The organism is Amycolatopsis sp. NBC_01480 (assembly GCF_036227205.1).
Classification (GTDB): Bacteria; Actinomycetota; Actinomycetes; order Mycobacteriales; family Pseudonocardiaceae; genus Amycolatopsis.
The window spans coordinates 6,828,397-6,850,122 of the sequence record NZ_CP109442.1; the positions used below are offsets into that span (position 1 = coordinate 6,828,397).

17 protein-coding genes are annotated in these 21,726 nt (G+C 71.4%); 10 read left to right on the forward strand and 7 right to left on the reverse strand.

Going from position 1 to position 21,726, the window contains the following annotated elements; all coding sequences use genetic code 11:
• Positions 1 to 87: 87 nt before the first annotated feature.
• Positions 88 to 1,236 carry a DUF1015 family protein gene (locus OG371_RS32580; protein ID WP_329059389.1) on the forward strand — a complete coding sequence of 383 codons (1,149 nt, stop codon included), beginning with the start codon at positions 88 to 90 and terminating at the stop codon, positions 1,234 to 1,236.
• 10 nt (positions 1,237 to 1,246) lie between these two features.
• On the opposite strand, the gene OG371_RS32585 is transcribed toward OG371_RS32580, so the two are convergent.
• Positions 1,247 to 2,545, reverse strand: a complete 1,299-nt coding sequence (locus OG371_RS32585; protein ID WP_329059391.1) for an ABC transporter substrate-binding protein — start codon at positions 2,543 to 2,545, stop codon at positions 1,247 to 1,249.
• A 121-nt stretch (positions 2,546 to 2,666) separates the two neighbouring features.
• On the opposite strand from OG371_RS32585, the gene OG371_RS32590 reads away from it, so the two are divergent.
• Entirely contained in the window at positions 2,667 to 3,758 is a 1,092-nt protein-coding gene (locus OG371_RS32590) for an ATP-dependent DNA ligase (RefSeq protein WP_329059393.1), read from the forward strand.
• Positions 3,755 to 4,750, forward strand: a complete 996-nt coding sequence (ligD, locus tag OG371_RS32595) for a non-homologous end-joining DNA ligase (RefSeq protein ID WP_329059395.1) — start codon at positions 3,755 to 3,757, stop codon at positions 4,748 to 4,750. The genes OG371_RS32590 and ligD overlap by 4 nt, the downstream gene beginning before the upstream one ends.
• 32 nt (positions 4,751 to 4,782) lie before the next feature.
• Here ligD and OG371_RS32600 read toward each other — a convergent pair whose 3' ends face one another.
• Positions 4,783 to 5,058: a hypothetical protein gene (locus OG371_RS32600; protein ID WP_329059397.1), complete on the reverse strand. Its 276-nt coding sequence runs from the start codon at positions 5,056 to 5,058 to the stop codon at positions 4,783 to 4,785.
• Between the two features lie 110 nt (positions 5,059 to 5,168).
• The gene (locus OG371_RS32605; protein ID WP_329059398.1) at positions 5,169 to 6,188 is read right to left on the reverse strand and encodes a CobW family GTP-binding protein; all 1,020 of its coding nucleotides are present in this window, start codon (positions 6,186 to 6,188) and stop codon (positions 5,169 to 5,171) included.
• A gap of 301 nt (positions 6,189 to 6,489) precedes the next feature.
• Here OG371_RS32605 and OG371_RS32610 point away from each other — a divergent pair, with 301 nt between their 5' ends.
• The 4 genes from OG371_RS32610 to OG371_RS32625 all read left to right on the forward strand — a co-directional run bounded on the left by OG371_RS32610 (position 6,490) and on the right by OG371_RS32625 (position 10,477).
• On the forward strand, positions 6,490 to 7,599 hold the full coding sequence (locus OG371_RS32610) for a nitric oxide synthase oxygenase (protein ID WP_329073337.1): 1,110 nt from the start codon (positions 6,490 to 6,492) through the stop codon (positions 7,597 to 7,599).
• 73 nt (positions 7,600 to 7,672) lie between these two features.
• The gene (locus OG371_RS32615; protein WP_329059400.1) at positions 7,673 to 8,179 is read left to right on the forward strand and encodes a flavodoxin domain-containing protein; all 507 of its coding nucleotides are present in this window, start codon (positions 7,673 to 7,675) and stop codon (positions 8,177 to 8,179) included.
• Positions 8,180 to 8,401: 222 nt separating this feature from the next.
• A complete protein-coding gene (locus OG371_RS32620) occupies positions 8,402 to 9,604 on the forward strand; it encodes an MFS transporter (protein ID WP_442876192.1) in 1,203 nt (400 codons plus the stop codon).
• Between the two features lie 171 nt (positions 9,605 to 9,775).
• Positions 9,776 to 10,477: a cutinase family protein gene (locus OG371_RS32625; RefSeq protein ID WP_329059402.1), complete on the forward strand. Its 702-nt coding sequence runs from the start codon at positions 9,776 to 9,778 to the stop codon at positions 10,475 to 10,477.
• A gap of 640 nt (positions 10,478 to 11,117) precedes the next feature.
• Here the strand turns inward: OG371_RS32625 and OG371_RS32630 are convergent.
• Positions 11,118 to 11,249, reverse strand: coding sequence for a hypothetical protein (locus OG371_RS32630; protein WP_329059404.1), 132 nt, complete (start codon positions 11,247 to 11,249; stop codon positions 11,118 to 11,120).
• Between the two features lie 261 nt (positions 11,250 to 11,510).
• Between OG371_RS32630 and OG371_RS32635 the strand changes: the two genes are divergently transcribed.
• The gene (locus OG371_RS32635) at positions 11,511 to 12,011 is read left to right on the forward strand and encodes a PadR family transcriptional regulator (protein ID WP_329059406.1); all 501 of its coding nucleotides are present in this window, start codon (positions 11,511 to 11,513) and stop codon (positions 12,009 to 12,011) included.
• Between the two features lie 150 nt (positions 12,012 to 12,161).
• Here OG371_RS32635 and OG371_RS32640 read toward each other — a convergent pair whose 3' ends face one another.
• Positions 12,162 to 13,049, reverse strand: coding sequence for a LysR family transcriptional regulator (locus tag OG371_RS32640; protein WP_329059408.1), 888 nt, complete (start codon positions 13,047 to 13,049; stop codon positions 12,162 to 12,164).
• Between the two features lie 117 nt (positions 13,050 to 13,166).
• Between OG371_RS32640 and OG371_RS32645 the strand changes: the two genes are divergently transcribed.
• On the forward strand, positions 13,167 to 14,141 hold the full coding sequence (locus tag OG371_RS32645; protein ID WP_329059410.1) for an amidohydrolase family protein: 975 nt from the start codon (positions 13,167 to 13,169) through the stop codon (positions 14,139 to 14,141).
• On the opposite strand, the gene OG371_RS32650 is transcribed toward OG371_RS32645, so the two are convergent.
• Positions 14,142 to 14,903 (reverse strand): IclR family transcriptional regulator, encoded by a 762-nt coding sequence (locus OG371_RS32650; protein WP_329059412.1) that lies wholly within the window; start codon positions 14,901 to 14,903, stop codon positions 14,142 to 14,144.
• A gap of 113 nt (positions 14,904 to 15,016) precedes the next feature.
• On the opposite strand from OG371_RS32650, the gene OG371_RS32655 reads away from it, so the two are divergent.
• Positions 15,017 to 16,132, forward strand: a complete 1,116-nt coding sequence (locus tag OG371_RS32655) for a mandelate racemase/muconate lactonizing enzyme family protein (protein WP_329059413.1) — start codon at positions 15,017 to 15,019, stop codon at positions 16,130 to 16,132.
• A gap of 98 nt (positions 16,133 to 16,230) precedes the next feature.
• Here OG371_RS32655 and OG371_RS32660 read toward each other — a convergent pair whose 3' ends face one another.
• The gene (locus OG371_RS32660; protein WP_329059415.1) at positions 16,231 to 21,714 is read right to left on the reverse strand and encodes an ATP-binding protein; all 5,484 of its coding nucleotides are present in this window, start codon (positions 21,712 to 21,714) and stop codon (positions 16,231 to 16,233) included.
• Positions 21,715 to 21,726 lie beyond the last annotated feature (12 nt).

Sequence of the window (21,726 nt, forward strand, 5' to 3'; positions counted from 1 at the left end):
TGGCTGGCTTCAACTCCTTCGCGTCGACAAGCATTCCACGAACGAGTGAAGGGTTTTCGCGGACGCCCGGCCCGACATGATGGGGGGATGGACACGTGGGTGCGGCCGATCCGCCGCGGATGGGTGGTGCGCGGTCGCGTGCCCGGGCCGGATGTCGACGAGTTCGCGGAGCCGGACGCCGTCGTCGCCGCGCTGGCGTCCCCGGAGGCGGCGGGGGACACGCTGCTGGCCGTGCAGCATCCGGCGCGGACGCCGGCCGCGCTCGCCCGCGGGCTGGACCTGAACGCCGCGCTGCCCTCGGCGCGCGCCGCGCTGGCCCGGATCCGGGCACTGCATTACCGGTCGCTGAGCGGCTTCGTCGCGGCGTACCGGATCGACGGCCCGGACGGGGCGGCGTCCGGGGTGCTGTGCCTGGTCGACCTGAGCGAGCTGAACTCGGGCCGCGCCCACGTGCGGCACACGGAGGAGGTGTACCCGCACGTGGTCGCGGAGCGCGCCGCCGTGCTGGCCGGCCTCGGCTGCGCGACGAGCGCGGCGATGCTGGTCCCGGCCGAGGACGGGGCGCTGCTGACCGAGGCCGTCGAATCGGCGTGCGCCGGGCTCGGCACACCGGATGTGTCCACTGTGGACCTCGCCGGCCGCCGGCACGAGCTGTGGGCGGTGCCGTCCGGGACCGTGCAGGCGCGCCTGCTCACCGCCGTGGCCCGGTCGGACCTGCTGGTCGCGGACGGCAACCACCGGGTCGCGGCCGCCGCGGCCACCGGCCAGGGCGCTCTGCTCGCGCTGGTCACGGCCGGGCCGCGGCTGGAGATCGGCGCGATCAACCGCGTCCTCACCGGGTTCTCCGCGGCGGAGCTGGCGAGCGCCTGGCGCGGGGCGGGTCTGGAGGTCACCGCGACGACGGACCGGACACCGCCTTCGTGCCCCGGCACAGTGGTGGTCCTGGCCGGCGACGAGGCCCTGCGCGTCACCCTGCCCGTGGCCGGCTCCCTGATGATCGACCACGAGGCGGTCGAGCGGGTGCTGTTCGGGCAGGCGCTGGGCGTGGACCCGGACGGGCCCGCGGTGCGGCCGCTGCCGGAGGGCCGCCCGGTGCCGCCGGGCGCGCTGGTCCAGCTCGCGCCCGTGCCGTTCGAGACGGTGCTGAAGGTCCACGCGGCGGGCCGGCGCCTGCCGCGCAAGGCCACCTACTTCACCCCGAAACCCCTGGGCGGGCTGGTGCTGGCGGAGATCTGACGGCGGCCGCTCAGGGGATGATGCCGCGTGACTCGAGCGCGTCGGCCAGGCGCTCGCGCAGCTCCTGGGCGGTGGCCTGCGGGTCGATTTCGGCGGGCGGGGAAAGGACTTTCGAGATCACCGTCGACAGGTTCTGGTACGCGGGGGTGAGCGGGCGGACGGCGGCGTCGCCGAGCGCGGTGCGGATGTCGTCCTTCATCGGGAACTGTTGCGCCATCGTGGGATTCGCGGTCGCGTCGGCGGGTTTGGCCGGGTCCAGCGGCTTGGTGTCACTGTAGATCGAGGAGAGGCTCGGCGGCTCGCCGTCGAGAAGCGCTTGGTACTTCTGGCTTTCCTCGTTGCGGAGGCAGAGCGCGGCCTCGAACGCCTCGCGTTTGTGCGGCGAATAGGTGCTGACGGCGAGGTTGTAACCGCCGATCGTCCCGTGCGCCTCGCGTCCGGGCACGGCCGCCGGGTACGGCGCCCACTTGATGTGGCTGACGTCCTGCGGCTTCTCCTGCGCGTAGGCCGCGTAGACGAACGGCCAGTTCAGCTGGAACGCCGCCTGCCCGCGCTGGAAGGCCTGGCGGACCTCGTCCTCCTTCTGGTTGGTCAGCGAGGGGTCGGTGATTCCGGTGCTGGCCAGGGTTTTCAGCAGCTGCAGCGCCTGGACGGCCCCGTCGTCCATCACGACGGACTTGCTGTCGCCGGACAGGATGTGCCCGCCCTCGGAGGCGACGAGGGTGTTGTAGAAGACGACCAGCCCCTCGTACTGCGCGCCGGTGAACACCACCTGGTACGGCTTGCCGGCGGCCTTGAGCCGCCGGGCCTGCGCCATCATCTCGTCGAACGTCCGCGGCGGCGCCGGGGTGAGACGGTCGTCGTACCAGAGCAGCTGGATGTTGGTGTTCTTGGTGGCGCCGTACAGCTTCCCGTTCCACTGGGCGGTGGCGAGCGGCCCCGGCAGCACGTCTTTGGTAGCGGCGGCGCGGTCCGCCCCGGTCCACGGGTCGATCCAGCCGGCCTCGGCGAACTCGGGGATCCAGGTGACGTCCAGCCCGAGCACGTCCATGGAGTCGTCCCCCGCGGCCAGCCGCCGCACCATCTGCTCCCGCTGCCCGTCGGCCGCGCGCGGCAGCTTGTTGTAGACGATCCGGTACCGCCCGGCCGCTTCCTGGGTGCATTTGTCGACGAGCGTCTGCATGTGGTCTTCGGGGGAGAGGTAGAGGTTGATCGTGGTCCCGCTTTCGGCCGAACACCCGGCCACCAGCGCCCCCGCCACGATCGCCGCCCCCGCGAGGGCCCGCCCGCGCCTGGTCCCCTGCCGCATGAGGCCTCCTCGCACCGATCACCCGTCGTAGCCGAGAAGCCTCACATCGTGGCCGGTTGCCTCTTTCGAGTCAAGACGCGAAATCCTGCAGGTCAACGCTCCCGCGGCCTAGGATCCACTCGTGAAGCTGCCCGTGATGCCGCCCGTGCGGCCGATGCTGGCCAAGGCCGTGCACGAGGTGCCGCGCGCCGGGGGACTGTGGTTCGAGCCCAAGTGGGACGGGTTCCGCTGTGTCGTGTTCCGCGATCAGGACGAGGTGGAGCTGGGCTCGCGCAACGACCGGCCGTTGACGCGGTACTTCCCCGAGCTGGTGCAGCTGCTCAAGGACGCCCTGCCGCCGCGGTGTGTCGTCGACGGGGAGATCGTGCTGGTGACGCCGCGGGGGCTGGACTTCGGGGCGCTTCAGCTGCGGCTGCATCCCGCGGCCTCGCGCGTGGCGAAACTGGCTGAGGAGACGCCGGCCAGCTTCATCGCGTTCGACCTGTTGGCGCTGGACGACCGGGATCTCACCGGGGAGCCGTTCAGCGAGCGGCGGCGGCTGCTCGAAGACGCGCTCGGCGGCGATCCGACCGGCGCACTGCAACGCGTCCACCTCACGCCGCTGTCCACCGACCCGGACACGGCGCAGGACTGGTTCACCCGCTTCGAGGGCGCGGGTTTCGACGGGGTGATGGCCAAACCCGCCGATCAGCCGTACGAGCAGGACAAGCGCGTGATGTGGAAGGTCAAGCACGAGCGCACGGCGGACTGCGTCGTCGCCGGGTTCCGGTGGCACAAGGACGGCGCCGGGATCGGGTCGCTGCTGCTCGGGCTGTTCGACGAGCGCGGCGAGCTGCACCACGTCGGCGTCGCCAGCAGTTTCACCGCGAAGCGGCGGCGGGAGCTGGTGGACGAACTCAAGCCGCTGACCGAAAACGCGCTCGACGGGCATCCCTGGCGGACCTGGGCCGAGTACCAGACCGCCGATGAGGAGACCGGGAGGCGGCCGGGCGCGAACAGCCGCTGGGCGCCGCAGAAGGACCTGAGCTGGGAGCCGGTGCGGCCCGAGTGGGTCGCCGAGATCCAGTACGAGCACCTGCAGGGCGGCCGGCTGCGGCACGGCGGGCGGCTGGTGCGCTTCCGGCCCGACCGCGAACCCGCGTCCTGCACGTACGCCCAGCTCGAAGAGGCGCCGCCGGCCGAACTGGCCGCGTTGTTCCGGGAGGCGAGATGATCCTCGACGTCGACGGGGTCGAGCTGACCGTGTCCAGCCCGGACAAGGTCTACTTCCCCGAGCACGGCGAGACGAAGCTCGACCTCGTCCGCTACTACCAGGCCGTCGCCGGGCCGCTGCTCGACCGGCTCGGCGGCCGTCCGCTGCTGCTGGAGCGCTACCCGGACGGCGCGGGCGGCAAGTCGTGGTTCCAGAAGCGGGTACCGAAGAACGCGCCGGACTGGCTCACCACCACCGTCGTCTCCACTCCGAACGGCACGACCAGCGACGCGCTCGTGGCCGCCGACCTCGCGCACGTGCTGTGGGCGGTCAACCAAGGCTGCCTCGGCTTCCACGTCTGGCCCAACCGCGCTGCTGCGCTGGATATCGCCGACGAACTGCGGATCGACCTCGACCCGTCACCCGGCATCGGTTTCCCGCAGTTGCGTGACGCTGCCGTGCTCGTACGCGCGTTCCTCGGCGAGCTGGGTATCGAGGCGTACGTGAAGACGTCCGGCTCCCGCGGTCTGCACCTGTACGCGATCCTCGAGCCGCGCTGGGACGGCTACCAGGTCCGCGCCGCGGCGGTCGCGCTCGCGCGGGCGCTGGAACGGCGGCACCCGGACCTGATCACCGCCCAGTGGTGGAAGGAAGAGCGCGGCTCTCGCGTGTTCGTCGACTTCAACCAGAACGCGCCGCACAAAACGGTGTTCGGCGCCTGGTGCGTGCGCCCGCGCGTCGGCGGCCAGGTCTCCACGCCGATCTCGTGGGACGAGCTCCCGACGATCGAACCGGACACCCTCACACTGTCCACCGTCCCGGCCCGCGTGGCGGCCGCCGGCGACCCGTGGGCCGGCGCGAACGACCGGCCGCAGTCGATCGAACCGCTGCTGGAGCTGTCCCGCGAGGACCTGGCGAGCGGGCTGATGGACGCGCCATGGCCGCCGGTCTACCCGAAGATGCCGAACGAGCCGCCGCGGGTGGCGCCCAGCCGGGCCAAGAAAAGCTCGTGAGTGTTCATGCCGGTTAGAACCGGCATAGACACTCACGACAACGGCAGGTCGAACGCCAGCTGCTCGGTCCGATCCAGTGCGGCGGTCGAGCCGGACAGGGCGGCGGCGCAGGCCGGGCACGGGGCGACGTCGTCGCGGGCGCTGAGGTCGATCGGCGTCCAGGTGCGGGATTCGCGGTCGCCGCAGGCCGAGGCGCGGTAGCGCAGGTCGCCGGAGCGGGTCATCAAATGGGCGACGGGGGAGTCGTCCGGCAGCGCGCCGACGAGGTACCAGCGCGTCGCGCCGAGGAGCGTGGACGGATTCGCCATGGAACTGTTCCTCCTGGGGAGGGCGGTTCAGCAGCTTTCCTTACACCACGGCCAGTGTCCGTCCGCATGCACGTGAATCCGTGCGTTTGCGCTCGTTCGGCGTGGCGCGCTCAGCCGTCCGGCTCGTCGAGGTAACGCAGGATCCGCAGCATGCCGCGCTCGTCCGGCGTGCTGTCGTCGGACAGACAGGCCTCGAGCCGGCGGGTGAGATCGGCGGCGTCGAACCCCGCGCCGATCAGCACCAGCTCGGTGCGCCGCGGCCGTCCCGCGGGCCAGGCGGACCGGTCGAACGCGACGAACCCGCCGACGGTGTGCAGCCCGAACCGCGACCGGACGCCGTTCGGGCCCAGGTCGAGGTGGCCTTTCACGCGGTACAGCCCGGCGGGGCGCTGCTCCAGGAAGTCCAGGAACCGCCGCGGCGAAAGCGGCTGCTCCGCGGTGAACGTGACGCTCTCGTAAGCCGCGTGCAGGTGCTGGGAGTGGTCGTCGGGCTCCCGCAGATCGTCGAACGAGAGCTGGCCGAAGCGCTCGCGCGGCCGCGGGTCGAAGAACAGCTCCGGGTCGACGCGGCCGTGGTCGGTGACCAGCAGCGGGACGCCCGGCGCCAGCTCCTCGACAGTGCCGCGCGTCTTGGCCAGCTCCCCGGCCGTCACGCGGTCGGCCTTGTTGAGCACCACCAGGTCGGCGACGCGCAGGTGGTCGGCGAGCTCGGGGTGGCGTTCGCGGGTGGCCGCGAACTCGGCGGCGTCGACGACTTCCGCGAGCCCGCCGTAGCGGATGCCGGGGTTGTCGCTGGCGATCATCAGCCGCACCAGGTCACGCGGCTCGGCGATGCCACTGGCCTCGACGACGATCACGTCGATGCCCGCTTCGGCGTCGGCGAGCTTGCCGAGCATGGCGTCGAGGCCGCTGGCGTCCACGGCGCAGCACAGGCAGCCGTTGCCGAGCGAGACCATGGTGTCCACCTGGCCGGAGACGGCGAGCGCGTCGATGTTCACCCGGCCGAAGTCGTTGACCACCACGCCGACCCGGGCGCCCTGGCGGTTGGCCAGCAGGTGGTTGAGCATCGTGGTCTTGCCCGAGCCCAGGAAGCCCGCGACGAGGACCACCGGGATCCGCTGCCTGGCCACCCGCACCCCTCCCTGCCGTCGCCGGGACCTTACCTTCCGGGCCCGCGAATACACCGCCAGACCCGCGGAAAGAAGACCGTTCGCCGAATACGTTCGAAAAGACGCATGGGTCCGCCGGAAACAGCGCGCCGCCCGGTGAGTCACCATTCAGTGGTTGTTTCCGCAGCGTGGTCGGGTAATCTACGCCGTCTGACCGGATCCCTTGGGGCTACAGGGTTTCTGATCATGACAGCGGAGGAGCGGTGTACTTTTCCGGCGTTTGGCGGGTTGTGTTCTCGGAGAGTGGAGTAGCCCGGTGACCATGGTGTCCACGCAGGTGATGCACGGTGTTCAGCTCGCGGAGGCCGAGGAATTCGTGCGGCTCTGCCACGCCGAGGAGGCGGTGCCGCCGGGGCAGCGCCTCGGCGAGCGGCTGGCGCGGATAGCCGACGAAATCGCCGAGACCGGCACCTATCGGCACACCCCCGCCGAGCTGGCGTACGGCGCGCGGGTGGCGTGGCGCAACTCGGCCCGGTGCATCGGCCGGCTCTACTGGCGCAGCCTGCGGGTCCGCGACCGGCGGCACGTGCGCGACGCCGCCGGCCTCGCCGGGGAGTGCGTGGCGCACCTGCGGGAGGCGACGCGCGGCGGGCGCATCCGTCCGACCATCACCGTGTTCGCGCCGGACACCCCGGCCGGGCCGGGCCCGCGCATCCACAACGCCCAGCTGGTCCGCTACGCCGGTTACCGGCTGGACGACGGCTCCGTGCTCGGCGACCCGCGGCAGGTCGACTTCACCCGGAGCGTGCGGGAGCTGGGCTGGCGGGGCCCGGAGCGCCGCGGCTCGTTCGACGTGCTGCCACTGCTGGTCGAGGCCCGCCCGGGCGAGCGGCGGCTGTTCGGCCTGCCCGCCGATGCGGTGCTGGAGGTGCCGCTGACGCACCCGGACCACCGCTGGTTCGCCGGCCTCGGGCTGCGCTGGCACGCGGTGCCCGCGATCAGCGACATGCCGCTGGAGATCGGCGGCGTGCGGTACCCGGCGGCGCCGTTCAACGGCTGGTACATGGCCAGCGAGATCGGCGCGCGCAACCTCGCCGACCCCGGCCGGTACGACCTGCTGCCGGTGGTCGCCGACCTGATGGGCCTGGCCACCGGCGACGACCGCACGCTGTGGCGCGACCGCGCGCTGGTCGAGCTGACCCTGGCCGTGCAGCACTCGTTCGACCAGGCCGGGGTCACCGTCGCCGACCACCACTCGGAGTCGCGGCGGTTCCTCGACCACCTCGAACGAGAGGAGCGAGCGGGCCGTTCGTGCCCGGCGGACTGGAGCTGGATCGTGCCGCCGCTCTCGGGCGCGCAGACCGCCGTTTTCCACCGCTACTACGACGAGCCGGACCCGGCGGCGCGGCCGGCCTTCCTACCGCCCGGCTGAACGGGAACGCCCGTTCGGCGGATCGTGGAAGACCGGGGGAGCCGCCGGTCCGCAGCGGGCGGAGAATGGGGTCATGACCGCAGTCCTCGTCGTCCACGCGGGCAAGAACGGCGGCACCCGGGAAATCGCCGAGGTGATCGCCGACGAGCTGCGCGCGCAGGAACTGCGGGTGGACGTGCGGGACGCGGCCGACGTCGCCGGGGTCACCGAGTACGCGGCGGTGGTGCTCGGCAGCGCGCTGTACTACTCGCGCTGGCGGCCGGAGGCGGTGCGGCTGCTGGAGCGGCACGTCGAGGACCTGCGGGAACGGCCGGTCTGGCTGTTCCACAGCGGCCCGTGCGGCCCCGGCGCGGCGATGGTCCAGGTCAGCCTGCCGGCGAAGGTCGCCTTCCTCGCCGCGCAGATCGACGCGGAGCGGACCGCGACCTTCGGCGGACGGCTCGACCCCGCCCGCGCGAGAGGGCTGGTCGCGCGATTCATGGCGTCGGGCCACCGGGCGGGCGACTTCCGCGACTGGGACCTGATCCGGGCCTGGGCCCGCGACGTCGGCCGCCGGGTCCGCACCCGCGTCCTGTTGTGACGTCTGTGTCGCTTTTGCTTGGTGTGACTGGTTTTCCCGTTCTGATTCCGAGTGTTGCCGACGTGCTGGGCCGGGTGTAAACCAAGCGGAGGCCGATTCCGAAAGAGAACGACGGGGGCTCGTGTGTCGGACAGCGCGGACAGCGTGGTGGCGAAGCCGGGTAAGCAGAAACTGACCTCCGACCAGAGGAACTCCTTCATCGCCGCGTCGCTCGGCTGGAGCATGGACGCGTTCGACTACTTCCTGGTCGTGTTCGTGATCGCCGACATCGCCAAGGACAAGTCCTTCGGCGCGACCGCGACGCAGCTGGCGTTCATCACCACCGCGACGCTGGTGATGCGGCCGGTCGGGGCGCTGGTCTTCGGCCTGTGGGCGGACCGCGTCGGGCGGCGGGTGCCGCTGATGGTCGACGTGATCCTGTACTCGGTGGCGGGCGTGCTGTGCGCGGTGGCGCCGAACTTCACCGTGCTGCTGATCCTGCGGTTCATCTACGGCATCGGCATGGGCGGCGAGTGGGGCCTGGGCGCGGCGCTGGCCATGGAGAAGATCCCGGTGGAGCGGCGCGGGTTCTTCTCCGGGGTGCTGCAGGCCGGGTACTCGGCCGGCTACCTGGTCGCGGCGCTGGCGTACCTGCTGTTCCACACCGCGCTGGGACTGGACTGGCGGTGGATCTTCGCGCTGAGCATCTTCCCGGCGCTGATCAGCCTGCTGATCCGGTCGCGGGTGAAGGAGTCGGAGGTCTGGGAGGCCGCGCAGGAGAAGATGCGCGTCACCAAGACGTCGGTGAAGGACGTGCTGCTCAACCGCAAGGTGATCCGCCGGTTCATCTACCTGATCCTGCTGATGACCGCGTTCAACTGGATGAGCCACGGCACCCAGGACGTCTACCCGTCGTTCCTCAAGGCCACCGAGCACGGCGGCGCCGGCCTGACCGCGGCGACGAGCACGTGGATCGCGGTGATCTACAACATCGGCGCGATCATCGGCGGGCTGACCTTCGGCGCGCTGTCGGAGAAGCTCGGCCGGCGGCGCACCATCGTCACCGCGGCGGTGCTGGGGCTGCCGATCATCCCGATCTTCGCGTTCGACCACGGTGCGGGCATGCTCGCGCTGGGCTCGTTCCTGATGCAGATCATGGTGCAGGGCGCGTGGGGCGTCATCCCGGCGCACCTGACCGAGATGTCGCCGGACGCGGTGCGCGGGTTCTACCCCGGCGTCACGTACCAGCTGGGCAACCTGCTGGCCGCGCTGAACCTGCCGATCCAGCAGAGCATCGCCGAGTCGCAGGGCTACACCGCCGCGCTGCTGTGGACGGTCATCCCGGCGCTGGTGCTGGTCGCGGTGCTGACCTCGTTCGGCAAGGAGGCCAAGTCGATCCGCTTCGGCGGCGATGCGGCTACGACGGCACCGGTGAGTGGTGGTTGATAATGGGTTGTCGGCAAATCTCGGCACAATAGAGTAGCCCGATGAAATCCTGATGAAACCGAATCTCTTTCGAATTAAAGCTCTTCGGTACGGTTTTTCCGGTCTGGTGCGGTTGCGCGAAAACCGCTAACATCGGAAACCGTTCAGCACGCTTGGCCTTTCGGCCGTCGTGTGTTATTCGGACTGTGCGCTATTCGGGGAGTGAACATGAGAAAGCTCGCGGCCGTACTGGCCGGTCTGCTGATGTCGGCGGGAATCGTGCTGGTGGGCGCGCCTTCGGCGTCCGCGGCTTCGTGCGACGGCACTTACACGATCGTGGTAGGCGGCTTCACCGACCGCGACTCGACGATCTTCACCGGCGCCGGCATCAGCCAGCGCGTCGGCTACTCGGCCGAACTCAACAGCCAGAGCGCCCGTCAGGGTGTGGACGAGTTGAACCGGCTGATCCGCAACCAGCGCGCGGCCTGCCCCGGCCAGCACGCGAAGGCGGTCGGGTTCTCCGAGGGCGCGGCGGTCGTGCACATCTGGGTGACGGAAAACTGGAAGACCTTCGACAACGTCAACGCCGTCCTGATCGCCGACCCCAAACGCGACCCGCACGGCCTCGGCGGCCCCGGCCTCGCGGGCCAGGCGCCGTCGGTGATCTTCGGCCCGATCGTCGGCTACCCGCTAGTTGGAGTCGACAGCTTCTTCGGCAACATTCCGACTGTTTCGCTGTGTACGGACGACATCATCTGTGACGAGGCCGCGGCTTCGGGGTGGATCGGATACGCGCAGCACAAGCACACGGAAAACTACAATTTCAACGTCGATGTGTACTCGGACAATGGCGTGGGGCAGTGGTTCAACGGGCAGTATTTCCCGGATAAGTAGGCGGCTGGGTTTTTGCGTTGTTGTGTCGCTCAGGGGTCCCGGCATGGTTGCCGGGGCCCCTGGTGGCTTTTTGGGTATTTGGTTTTGCCGGTGATGGGGTTCTTGGTGGTTCCTGCTGGTTCCTGGCGGTGGGGTAGGCGTTTCGCCTCGCTGTGGCTGTGTCGGTGTCGGTGCGGCAGTGACCGTGAGCGCTGCCCGCCCCTCTGAATAACCTGCCGAACACCTCTGACCTGCAGGGTTGCGTGCCGACATGGCGACGATATATCGTCGAAGTGTCGGCGATAGAACAACCCTTCAGGAGGACCTCATGACCAGCACAGCAGGCGGCGCCCACATCTTCGACGGCTTCGGCCCCGAAGACCGACACGGCCCCGACGACCACCACCCCCCTCGCCACCACAGCTCTCACGACGAGCGCGGCGCCTACAGCCACCCCGCTCCCGGCGCCCGACCGGGTCCTGACCACCGGTTCGGCTTCGGCCACCAGCACGGTTTCGGTTTCACCATGGGCCACCCGTCCGGGCCGTTCGGCGCCCGGCGCGGCCCCGGCAGCCCCCCACCCGACCACGGCGAGCCCCACGACCACAGCGGGCACCATGGCCCGGGTGGATTCCCGTTCGGACCGGGCCGGGATCCCCGATCAGGTGGGTTCCCCTTTGGCTCCGAGCACCACAGTCCTGGCGAAGTCCCCTTCAGCCGCGAGCACCACGGCGCCGGCGAGTTCCCGTTCGGGCCTGGGCATCACGGTCCTGGCGGCGCTCCCTTCGGCCATGGCGGTCACCATGGGCCGGGCGGGTTTCCGTTCGGGCCGGGTGGCGAGGGAGGGCCGGGTGGGTTCCCGGTCGAGGACGGGGAGCACGAGGAGTTCGTAAGGCCCGAAGGCTTCCCATTCGGGTACGACGCGGCACGGGGGCCGGGCGGGTTTCCGCCGCCGCCTCCGCCCCCGCCGCCGCCGGGTGGGCCCGGGTTTCCCGGTTTCCCCGGGTTTCCGGGATTTCCCGGTGGGCCGGGTGGTCCGGGTGGACCGCGGGGGATGTTCGGCGGGGGAGGGGCGCCGTGGGGTCGCGGGGCTCGCGGCCCGGCCCGGCCGGTGCGGCCCGCGGTGCTCGCGTTGCTGGCCGAGGAACCCATGCACGGATACCAGATCATGCAGGAGATCCGCCGCCGCACCGACGAAGAATGGCGGCCCAGCCCCGGCTCGATCTACCCGATCCTGCAGCAGCTCGAAGACGAGGGCCTGGTCCGCACCGACGAGTCGGGCGGGCGCCGCGTCGCGCAGCTGACCGAGGCCGGACGGGAGCACGTCGCCGGGCGGGAAGAGGAGTTCGCGGGGTTGTGGGAGTCCCGCGCCACCGACGACGACCCCAGCGTCGACCGGGTCCACGCCCTCTACAAGCAACTCGGCGACCTCTCCGGCGCAGCAGGCCAGGTCGCCTACACCGGGACCGACGCGCAGTTCGCCGAGGTCCGCAAGGTCCTCAACGAGGCCCGCCGCCGGATCTACGGTGTGCTGGCCGAGGACACCGTAGACTGACCCGGCAGCACAGGGCGGCGAGTCCACGATGGACTCGCCGTCCTCTTTCTTTATGCGCCAACGGCCGACTGTGTCGGTGTCCATATGCGGCCCAGCGGGCTGGCCGAACCGCAGCCGAACTGCGCCGGCGGCCGAATCCAGCCAGTGTCCTCAAACGACACTGGCTGCCCGTTCCACCAACGCCCGATACACAGTCTCAACCGCCGGACTCTGTTTCCGCTCAAGCCGCGCGAGCACCAGCACCCGGCTCAGCGCAGGCGCCTCCACCACCACAGTCCGGATGTCGTGACGGCCCTCCGTCAGACGACGCGGGACAAAAGCGATCCCCAGGCCACCACGGACCAAATCCAGAGCCATAGCCGGGTCAGCGACCTCGATGGCGACGTCGCGCTCCACACCGGCCTCCGCGAAGAGCTGATCCGTGCGAGTCCGGTTGGCCCAGCCGACCGGGAAGTCGATGAACGGGAAAGCCGCGAGGTCCGCGCACTGCAACGGCCGGTCCGGCAGGGGAGTGTCCAAAGCCGCGGCCAGTACGAGGTCCAACGTGCCGACCGGACTCACCCTGATCGACGCGACGGTCGTGTCCGGTGAGGGAATCAGCGCCAGGTCGAACGTGCCGTCGGCGATGCGGTCCAGGTGACGGTCGAAAGCCAGCGGCGAGGACTGGACGCGCAAGGCGATGCCCGGGTGCGCACGGCGGATCGCGCCGAGCACCTCGGCCAGCGGGAACGTGCCGGTGGACAGCACTGTGCCGAGGGTGACGGTGCCGTGCAGGCCACCGTCGAGGGAGTCGAGTTCGCGGCGGACGTCGCGGGCCGCGGTCACGATGGCGCGGGCCCGCTCCAGCAGGAGCCCGCCCGCGGCGGTGAGTTCGATGCGGTGGCCGATCCGGCGGAACAACGACTGCCCGAGTTCGTGTTCCAGGCGCCCGACCGCGGCTGACATCGTCGACTGGACCACGTGTTCACGCTGGGCGCCGCGGGTGAAACTGCCCTCGTCGGCGACCGCGATGAAGTAGACCAGCTGCTGAAGCTCCATACAGGCCAGTATCGCCGACGCCGATGGAAGCAGCGGAATCGTTCGTTGGACGCGCCCGGCACTCCCGATCGACGATGGACGGGCCGGCCCCCACGACCATCCACAAAGGAGCAGCAGATGCGCCTGATCGCACTGGAGGAAGCGTTCTCGATTCCCCGGCTCACCGCCCGCCACCCCGGGCTGACCGACCTCGGGCCCATCCCGGTCAGCCGCGAGTTCGGCCGGCACGTCGCTCGACGGCTGCCCGACTTCACCGAGTTGCGGCTGCCCGAAATGGACCGTTACGGCGTGGACACGCAGGTCCTGTCGCACACCGCCCCGGGCATCCAGGCCGACCTGACAGCCGAAGAAGCGGTCGACGCGGCCAGGTTCGCCAACGACTACCTGGCGAAAATCGTGGCCGCGCACCCGACCCGGTTCGCCGGTTTCGCGGCGCTGCCCATGCAGGACCCCAAAGCCGCGACTGCCGAACTGCGCCGCGCCGTCGGGGAACTCGGGTTTCGCGGGGCCCTGGTCAACGACCACACCGGCGGCCGCTACCTCGACGACCCCGTCTACGAACCGTTCTGGACCACCCTCGAAGACCTGGACGTCCCGCTCTACCTCCACCCGGGCGCACCCGCCGCCGAACGGTGGAAGGTCACCGACGGCGCCGCCGAGCTGATCGGGCCGACCTTCACCTGGGGCGCGGAGACCGGCGGGCACGCCCTGCGCCTGCTGTACTCCGGCGTCTTCGACCGGCACCCCCGCGCGCACCTGATCCTCGGGCACATGGGCGAGTACCTGCCGTTCATGCTGTCGCGCCTCGACTCCCGCTACGCCACCCTCGACCCCGGGCGCACCCTGGACCGCGCCCCGTCGGCGTACGTCGGCACGAACATCCTGATCACCATCAGCGGCGTCCAGTCCCCGGCCGCACTGGCCGGCGCGGTGCTGGCCATCGGCGCCGACGCGATCATGTTCGCGATCGATTATCCGTACGAGTACACGGAAGCGGCCACCACCGCGTTTGCCACAGCTCCGCTCAGCGACGCCGACCGGCACAAGATCGCGCACGGTAACGCCGAACGGCTGCTCAAGCTCCAGCCCTGATCAAGTCAACCGCGTAGGTGACGGCCCCGCCGCCCAACCCAAGTGGTCCGAGACCGTCACCGCGGCGGTCGCCGTGGCGTGGCCCGCGGCGGTCAGGCGGGGAGCCACCTGGACGTGCGGCGCTGACACGTTCAGCGCCGCCGCCACCCGGCCCCGGAAGTCGCGGATCGGGGCGGAGACGCCGGAGAGCCCGAGCTCGAATTCCTCTTCCACCCGGGCAAAACCGAGCGCCCTGGCTTCCTGGATCTTCGTCCACAGAGCCGGCAAATCGGTCAGCGACGGGAAGCGCACGGACAGTTCGTCCGGCGTCGCGTCCAGCAATAGGACGCGCCCGGCCGACGTGCGGTCGGCCGGGACGCCGCGGCCCTCCCAGCCGCGGACGCGGAACGAGTGGCCCGAGACCGAAAGCAGCGTCAGCACTTCCTGATCCCGCAGCACACACAGGTGCACGGTCTCCTCCAGTTCGGCCGAAAGCGCGCGCATCACCGGCTCCGCGGCCCGCGTCAGCCGGTCCTCCACCGTCCTCGCGACGAGCGAGAACAGCCGTCGCCCCATGCGGTACTCCAACGTGTCCGGGTCGCGCTCGACCACGCCCTCTTCGGCCAGCGCCTTGAGCGCGCGCGAGACCTGGCTCTTCTCCCGGCCGGTCAGCTGCGCCAGCCGGACGACGCCGAGCCCGCCCGCGCGCTGCCCCTCCTCCGACGCCAGCGCTTCGAGCAGGTCGAGGTCGCGGCGCAGGCCGTGGCCGGGATGACGGTCCATGGGCAGCAGCGTAAGCGAGTTGGCCTGAGCGCAACGCGCATTGCGATCTCCCCGCGTGGCTTGCCGTGGCGAGCGGGCCGCTCGTAGCTTCGGCAGGGAAGCGAAGGGACACCATGAAGATCACCGACATCACCCTCGACCGCTTGCGGCTGCGGCTGGACCCGCCGTTGCGCGCGGCGTGGGACCCGGAGCCGCGCCGCCATTTCGACGCCACGATCGTGCGGGTGCACACCGGCGACGGCGTCACCGGCATCGGCTCCGGCGACACCATGGCGGGCTTCGAGGCCGTCAAGCACCTGTTCGTCGGCCAGGACCCGCTGGACATCGTCCGCCACGTCAAGGCCATCGAGACGGCCAACTTCCACGGCGGCAGCTACTGGCCGCTGGAAGTCGCATTGTGGGATCTCATCGGCAAAGTCGCCGGGCTGCGGGTCGCGACGCTCTTCGGCAACGCCGCGCGGTCGGTGCCCGTGTACGCGTCCACGGCGGAGCTCAAGCCGCCGGCCGAACGCGTTGAATCCGCGTTCCAGGCACGCGAGGCCGGGTTCCGCGCGATGAAGATCCGCATCGACCGGGACCGCGCCGCCGAGGGCGTGGCGACGGTCGCCGCCGTGCGGGACGCGCTCGGGCCGGACTTCGAGATCATGGTCGACCTCAACCAGTCCTGGCGGATGGCGGGCGACACCGCGCCCGCCACGGACCTGGCCGCGACCCGGAAGCTGGTCCGCGGACTGTCCGAACTGGACGTGTTCTGGGTCGAGGAACCGTTGCCGTATCACGATCTCGACGGCTTCCGCACCCTGCGCGCGGACAACCCGGGCGTCCGGCTCGCGGCCGGGGAGATGCACCACTCGGTGCCGGAACTGCTGCGCTGTCTGGAGCAGGACGTGCTCGACGTCTACCAGATGGACGTCGTGCTGGCCGTCGGGATGCACCGCGCGCGGACGCTGGGGGAGCTGGCCCAGCTCAAGCACCGCGCGTTCACCCCGCACAGCTGGACCAACGGCATCGGCGTGCTGGCGAACCTGGCCGTCGCGGCCGGGATCGGCGGCGGGCCGTACTTCGAGTTCCCGTTCGACCCGCCGGGCTGGACGCCGCGACGCCGCGACTTCATGCTGGCCGAGCCCGTGACGGTCACCGCCGCCGGCGAGCTGGCGGTGCCGTCACAGCCTGGGCTCGGTTTCGAACTGGACGAGCAGGCCGTTGCCCACTGGCGGATCCGGGACTGACCAGGCTCCGCTAAGGCCTCCTTACCAGCGTGCGACGCGGGTAAGGAGGCCTTGACGGGCTTCGGGCGGGCGAGGGGCGACAAGCAAGCCCCGCCGCGTCAGCTCTTCAGGCCGTGCTCGATCGCCTCGATGATCCGCGGCCGCAGCTCGGCCGCGCTGATGATCGCGTCCACCGAGCCGACCTCGACCGCGCGCTGGATGCTGTGCACCCGGTCGAACTCCGCCGCCACCTGGCCCAGCTTCTCGGCGCGCACGCCGGACTGGACCTCGGCCAGCTCCGCGGTCAGCGCCGCGCGCTCGGCGCCGCTGACCTCGGTCAGGCGGGCCTGCAGCGAGGCCACGCGGGGGTCGTTCGCCGTGCGGGTGTTCACCTCGCCGGCGAACACCACCGCCGCGGCGGGCGCCCCGCCGAGCACGGAGGCGAACGAGCCCTCCAGCGCCAGCACCGTCATCTTCGGGTTCAGCGCCTTGGAGAACACCACGAACGCGCCGCCGTGGTAGCGGGAGATCACGGTGAACACGATCGGGCCGTCGAAGTTGACGATGGCCCGGCCGATCTCGGCGCCGTACTCCAGCTGCAGCTTGCGCATCGACTCCGGGGAGCCGTCGAAGCCGGACAGGTTCGCCAGCACCACGAGCGGGCGGTTGCCGCTGGCCGAGTTGATCGCGCGCGCGGCCTTCTTCGACGAGCGCGGGAAAAGCGTGCCCGCGGTGTAGGTGTCCGGGCCGTCGGTGGGAGGGAAGCCGCGGCGCGGCACCGAGCGGGACTCGATGCCGAGCAGGCAGACCGGGCGGCCGCCGATGTGCACGTCCTGCACCGCGGCGGTGTCCGCGTCCGCCATGCCGGCCCAGCGCTCCAGCACCGGGTGGTCCTGATCGGACAGTGCGCGCATCACCGTGCGGATGTCGAACGGCTTCTTCCGGTCCGGGTTGTGCTCGGCCGAGAAGATCTGGCCCACGGTGGTGAAGTCGCTGCCGACGATCGCGTGCGGGTAGTCCGAGACGTCACGGCCCGCGGGGTCGGTCGTCACGGCCTGGCGTGGCGAGGACTCGCCCGGCACCACGTACGTGTGCTCGTAGTGCGCCATCAGCACGTCACGCGCCCCGGCCAGGTTCGGCGCCCAGTACTGCGCCTGCCCGTTCGGGCCCATCACGCGGTCGTAGCCGCCGATGCCGAAGTTGTCCTCGGCCGAGACGCCGCCGGAGAAGTCCAGCGCGTCCTTGCCGGTCAGGACCATCGCCGAGTCCGGCGTCATCACCAGGATTCCCTTGGTGTGCATGAGCATCGTGGCTTCGGCGTTCCAGTACGGCTGCGCGCCCACGTTGATGCCGGCGACCACGATGTTGATCTCGCCGCCGCCCTGGGTGAACTCGACGATCCGCTTGAGCGCGGCCGCCACCCAGTCCATGTTCTCGGTGCCGGAGTCCATCGAGATCCGCGCGCCCGAGGACAGCGAGAACCACTCCAGCGGCACCTGCTTGCGCTCGGCCAGGTCCAGCGCGGCGATCACGCGGGCGCACTCGGGCTCGGACAGCGCGCCCAGCGCCTTCGTCGGGTCGCCCAGCAGCACCACCCGCTCGACGCCCTCGGGCACCAGCTTCGACGGCGTGCGCACGACCCCCGCGACGATCGCGGCCTTGTTCCCGCCCCGCGGCCGGTCCACCGGGACCAGCGCGCCGGCGTCGTCGAGGTCGTGCTCGACGAAGCTGCCTTCGCCGGCCAGCATCCCGGTCAGCTCGTACGGGTAGACGGTGTCGCGACGCGCCGCGCGCAGCACCTTCTGCCGGTAGCCGTCGAGCGGCTGCACCGGCTCGGTCGAGGGCTGGCCGACCGCGAGCCGCACGCCGGAGCCGACGTCGTTGCGGATCGTGACGGCCACCTCGGCCAGCTCGCCGGTCGCCGAGTCGCGCCGCCGGGCCAGGAAGAGGATCTCCTCCAGGCCCGCGCCCGCCGTGCTCGGCAGGACGCGCCGGGCGAGGTGGTTCAGCTCGTCCATGGTCAGCTCGGTCGGCGGCCACACGTACAGCACGATCCGGTTGGTGTCGAAGCGCTTCTTGGCCGGCCGCTGCGCCTGGATGTTGCGGATGGCGTCGAGGCAGCCGGCGAGGGTGTCCTCGGCGGCGGGCAGCGAAACGAGCCGCCCGTCGGCCTCGCGCAGCGGGGTGAGGTCGCGGACCTGCGCCATCGCGACCAGCCGCTCGTCGGCCGGGTTGGCCTTGGCCACGCACTTGAACAGGTACACCTCCTCGTCCGAGGAGGGCAGCCGGGTGAGGTCGAACTCCTGGAGCCGCTGCAGCTGCATGCGCTCGGCCACGCGCGGGTGCAGCCCGCGGATCAGTCGGTCCTCCGCGAAGCCCTCGCTACCGCGACGGAAGGTGAAGTGGTGGTGGAACACCGCGCCGCCGCCCCCGGCGACGGTGGTGGTGATCCGGTCGAGGTGCTCGGGCAGCGGGTGCGCCGAGATCGCCGCGCCGAGGCGCTCGGCCATCGCGTCCGCGTCGGGCTGGTCGGCCCAGCGCACGTAGAGGTCGGCGACCACGTGCGCGCCGGCTGCGGCGTCCCCGGCCAGCTCGCCGGCCGCGCGCACGGCGTCGGGCAGCTGCGCGAAGTCGACGGCGGTGGTGACCACCCGCGCCGGCTCCACGTGCTCGGCGGTGACGAACGTGCAGCCCGCGACGTCGCGCGAGCGGATGCCGGACAGGCCCTTGTTGCCGTAGTACCGGCGGGTCAGCACTTCCAGCAGCGGCGCCGGGTCGGTGCCCGGCCGGCCGATGCGCTGGCCGAGCAGCCGCACCAGCGGCTCGGAGCCGGCCACCATGGCGGCGATGCGCTCGGCGCGGTCCGGTGCGTCCGGCTGCCGGTCGAGGTGGCGCAGGCTCTGCCGCACCCCGGCGTAGACCTCCGCGCGGGCCCGGCGCAGCAGCGGCTGGGCGAACCAGCGGAACACCACGCCGCGGGCGAGGTCGCTGACCGCGGGGTACCGCACCTGCGTGGCGGCCACGAGGTGCTCCAGCGCCAGGCCGGCCTCCTCGCGCAGCGACTCGACGGGCGGTGCCTCGGTGAGCCACTGGCGCAGCAGCGCCGAGACGATCGCGACGTCGGACGAAGCCCGTTGCTGGGCCAGGAAAATCCGGAAGACCGCTTCCTCCAGCTCCGGCGTGCGCTCGAGGTCCGTGACGCCGTAGTGGCCGAGCACGCGGCGCAGCCGGTCCTGGAACGCGTCCGGCAGCCCGGCGCGCTCCACGTCGAGGCTCTGCAGGTAGCTGTGGAAGTACTCGCGGGCGCTGTGCACCGGCCGCTCGGCGCTGATGTCCTCGCCGGCCGGCTTGTTGCGGGTCAGCTCGGACAGGTCGGCGAACGTGCCCAGCAGCCCGACCTCGGCGGTCAGCGCGCGGCCGGGCTCGCCCAGCTCTTCGCGTGCGGCCAGGTAGCCGGTCAGCACGCGGCGCTGGTCGTGCGGGTCCACGTCGAAGCCGAGCAACAGGCTGCGCAGGTCCTGCAGGCCACGCTCGGCGCGGTCGGCGGCCGAAGCGGCGGCGGGCTCGGCGGGCAGCTCGATCTCGACGACCTCGTCGGCGGCCGCGGCGGTGTCGCCGGCGTCCTCCTCGTCGGCCAGCGGCTCCAGGCGCAGCAGCGCCGCGCCCGTCTCCACCTGGCTGCCGATCGACACCGGCAGCTCCCGCACGCGGGCCCGGAACGGCGCGCGCAGCACCGTTTCCATCTTCATGCTCTCCAGCACCAGGATCGGCGCGCCGCCGTCCACCTCGTCGCCGACGGAGACCGGGGTCGCGACCACCAGCGCGGGCGCGGGCGAGCGGACCACACCGCCCTCGTCGCGGCTGACGCGGTGCGTGACGCCGTCCACCTCGACCAGGTGGACCGGGCCGTGGGTGCCGGTGACCAGGCGGAACCGCCTGCCGTTCACGGTGATCTGGCCGGTGTGGGCGTCGAAGCGGTCGATCTCGACGTCGGCCGGGCTGACCTCGCCGCCGCCGCTGATGCCGACGCGGAAGCGCTTCTGGCCCACGCGGGCCACGGAAACCCGGTAGCCGACGCCGCGGAGCTTGAGGTCCAGCGGGCGGCCGCTCTCGTGCTGCACCTGCGGGCGGCCGCCGTGCGCGGTGGCCAGCAGGCGCTGGCGGGCGATCTCTTCCTCGTCCTCGTACGCCTCGATGGCGGCCGCGGCGAGCGCGATCGCGGAGTGCTTGCTGGTGACCAGCCGGCCCTCGCCGCGGACCCGGTCGATCCAGCCGGTGTCGGCGGTGGCGTCGATCACCTCGGGCTGGTCGAGCAGGTCGAGCACGAAGCTCTTGTTGGTGGCGCCGCCCTCGATGATCACGGTGGTCTCGCCGAGCGCGCGGCGCAGCCGGGCCAGCGCCTGGTCGCGGTCGCGGCCGTAGGCGATGATCTTGGCGATCATCGAGTCGAAGTCGGCCGGGATGGTGTCGCCCTCGCTCACGCCGGTGTCGACGCGGATGCCCGGGCCCGCGGGCAGCAGCAGCCGCGCGATGTGGCCGGGGGAGGGGGCGAAGTCGCGGTCCGGGTCCTCGGCGTTCAGCCGCGCCTCGACCGCGTGGCCGGACTCGGCCGGCTGCGGGCCCTCGAGCTTGCCGCCGCCCGCGACGTGCAGCTGCAGCTGCACCAGGTCGGTGCCGGTGGTGATCTCGGTGATCGGGTGCTCGACCTGGAGCCGGGTGTTCACCTCGAGGAAGGCGAACAGCTTTTCCCCGGGGTGGTAAAGGAATTCGACGGTGCAGGCGCCGCGGTAGTCCACCGCCACGGCGAGCCGTTCGGCCGACGTCTTCAGCTCGGCGGTCTGCTCGGGCGAGAGCACCGGCGAGGCCGACTCTTCGATGATCTTCTGGTTGCGCCGCTGCACGGAGCAGTCGCGGACGCCGAGCGCCCACGCTGTCTCGCCGTCGGAGATCACCTGGACCTCGACGTGCCGCGCGCCGGTGACCAGGCGCTCCAGGAACACGATGCCGGAGCCGAACGCGCGCAGCGCCTCCTGGCTGGTGCGCTCGTAGGCCTCGGTGAGGTCTTCGGCCGAGGCGACCATGCGGATGCCGCGCCCGCCGCCGCCCGCGGTGGCCTTGAGCATCAGCGGGTAGCCGATCTCGTCGCCGGCGCGCAGGGCGGCGTCCAGGCTCGCGACCTCGCCGCGGCTCCACGGCGCGACCGGGACCCCGACCTCCTCGGCGATCAGCTTCGCGCCGATCTTGTCCCCGAGCTTGCGCATCGCCTCGGCGCTCGGGCCGACGAACGTGACGCCGACCTTCTCGCACAGCTCGGCGAACGCCGGGTCCTCGGCCACGAAGCCCCAGCCGACCCACGCGGCGTCGGCCTTGGTCTCGACCAGCGCCTTCTCCAGCACGGCCAGGTCGAGGTACGGGCGCGCGGAAGCCGGGCCCAGCGGGTAGGCCAGATCGGCCTCACGGACGAACGTCGAGGACCGGTCCGCATCGGTGTAGAGGGCGACCGTCTCGATCCGCGCCCCGGTTTCCGCGGAAAGGTCCCGGACTGCGTGGATCAGCCGCATCGCGGCCTCCCCGCGGTTCACGATGGCGACACGACTGAACACCGACTGAGCCTC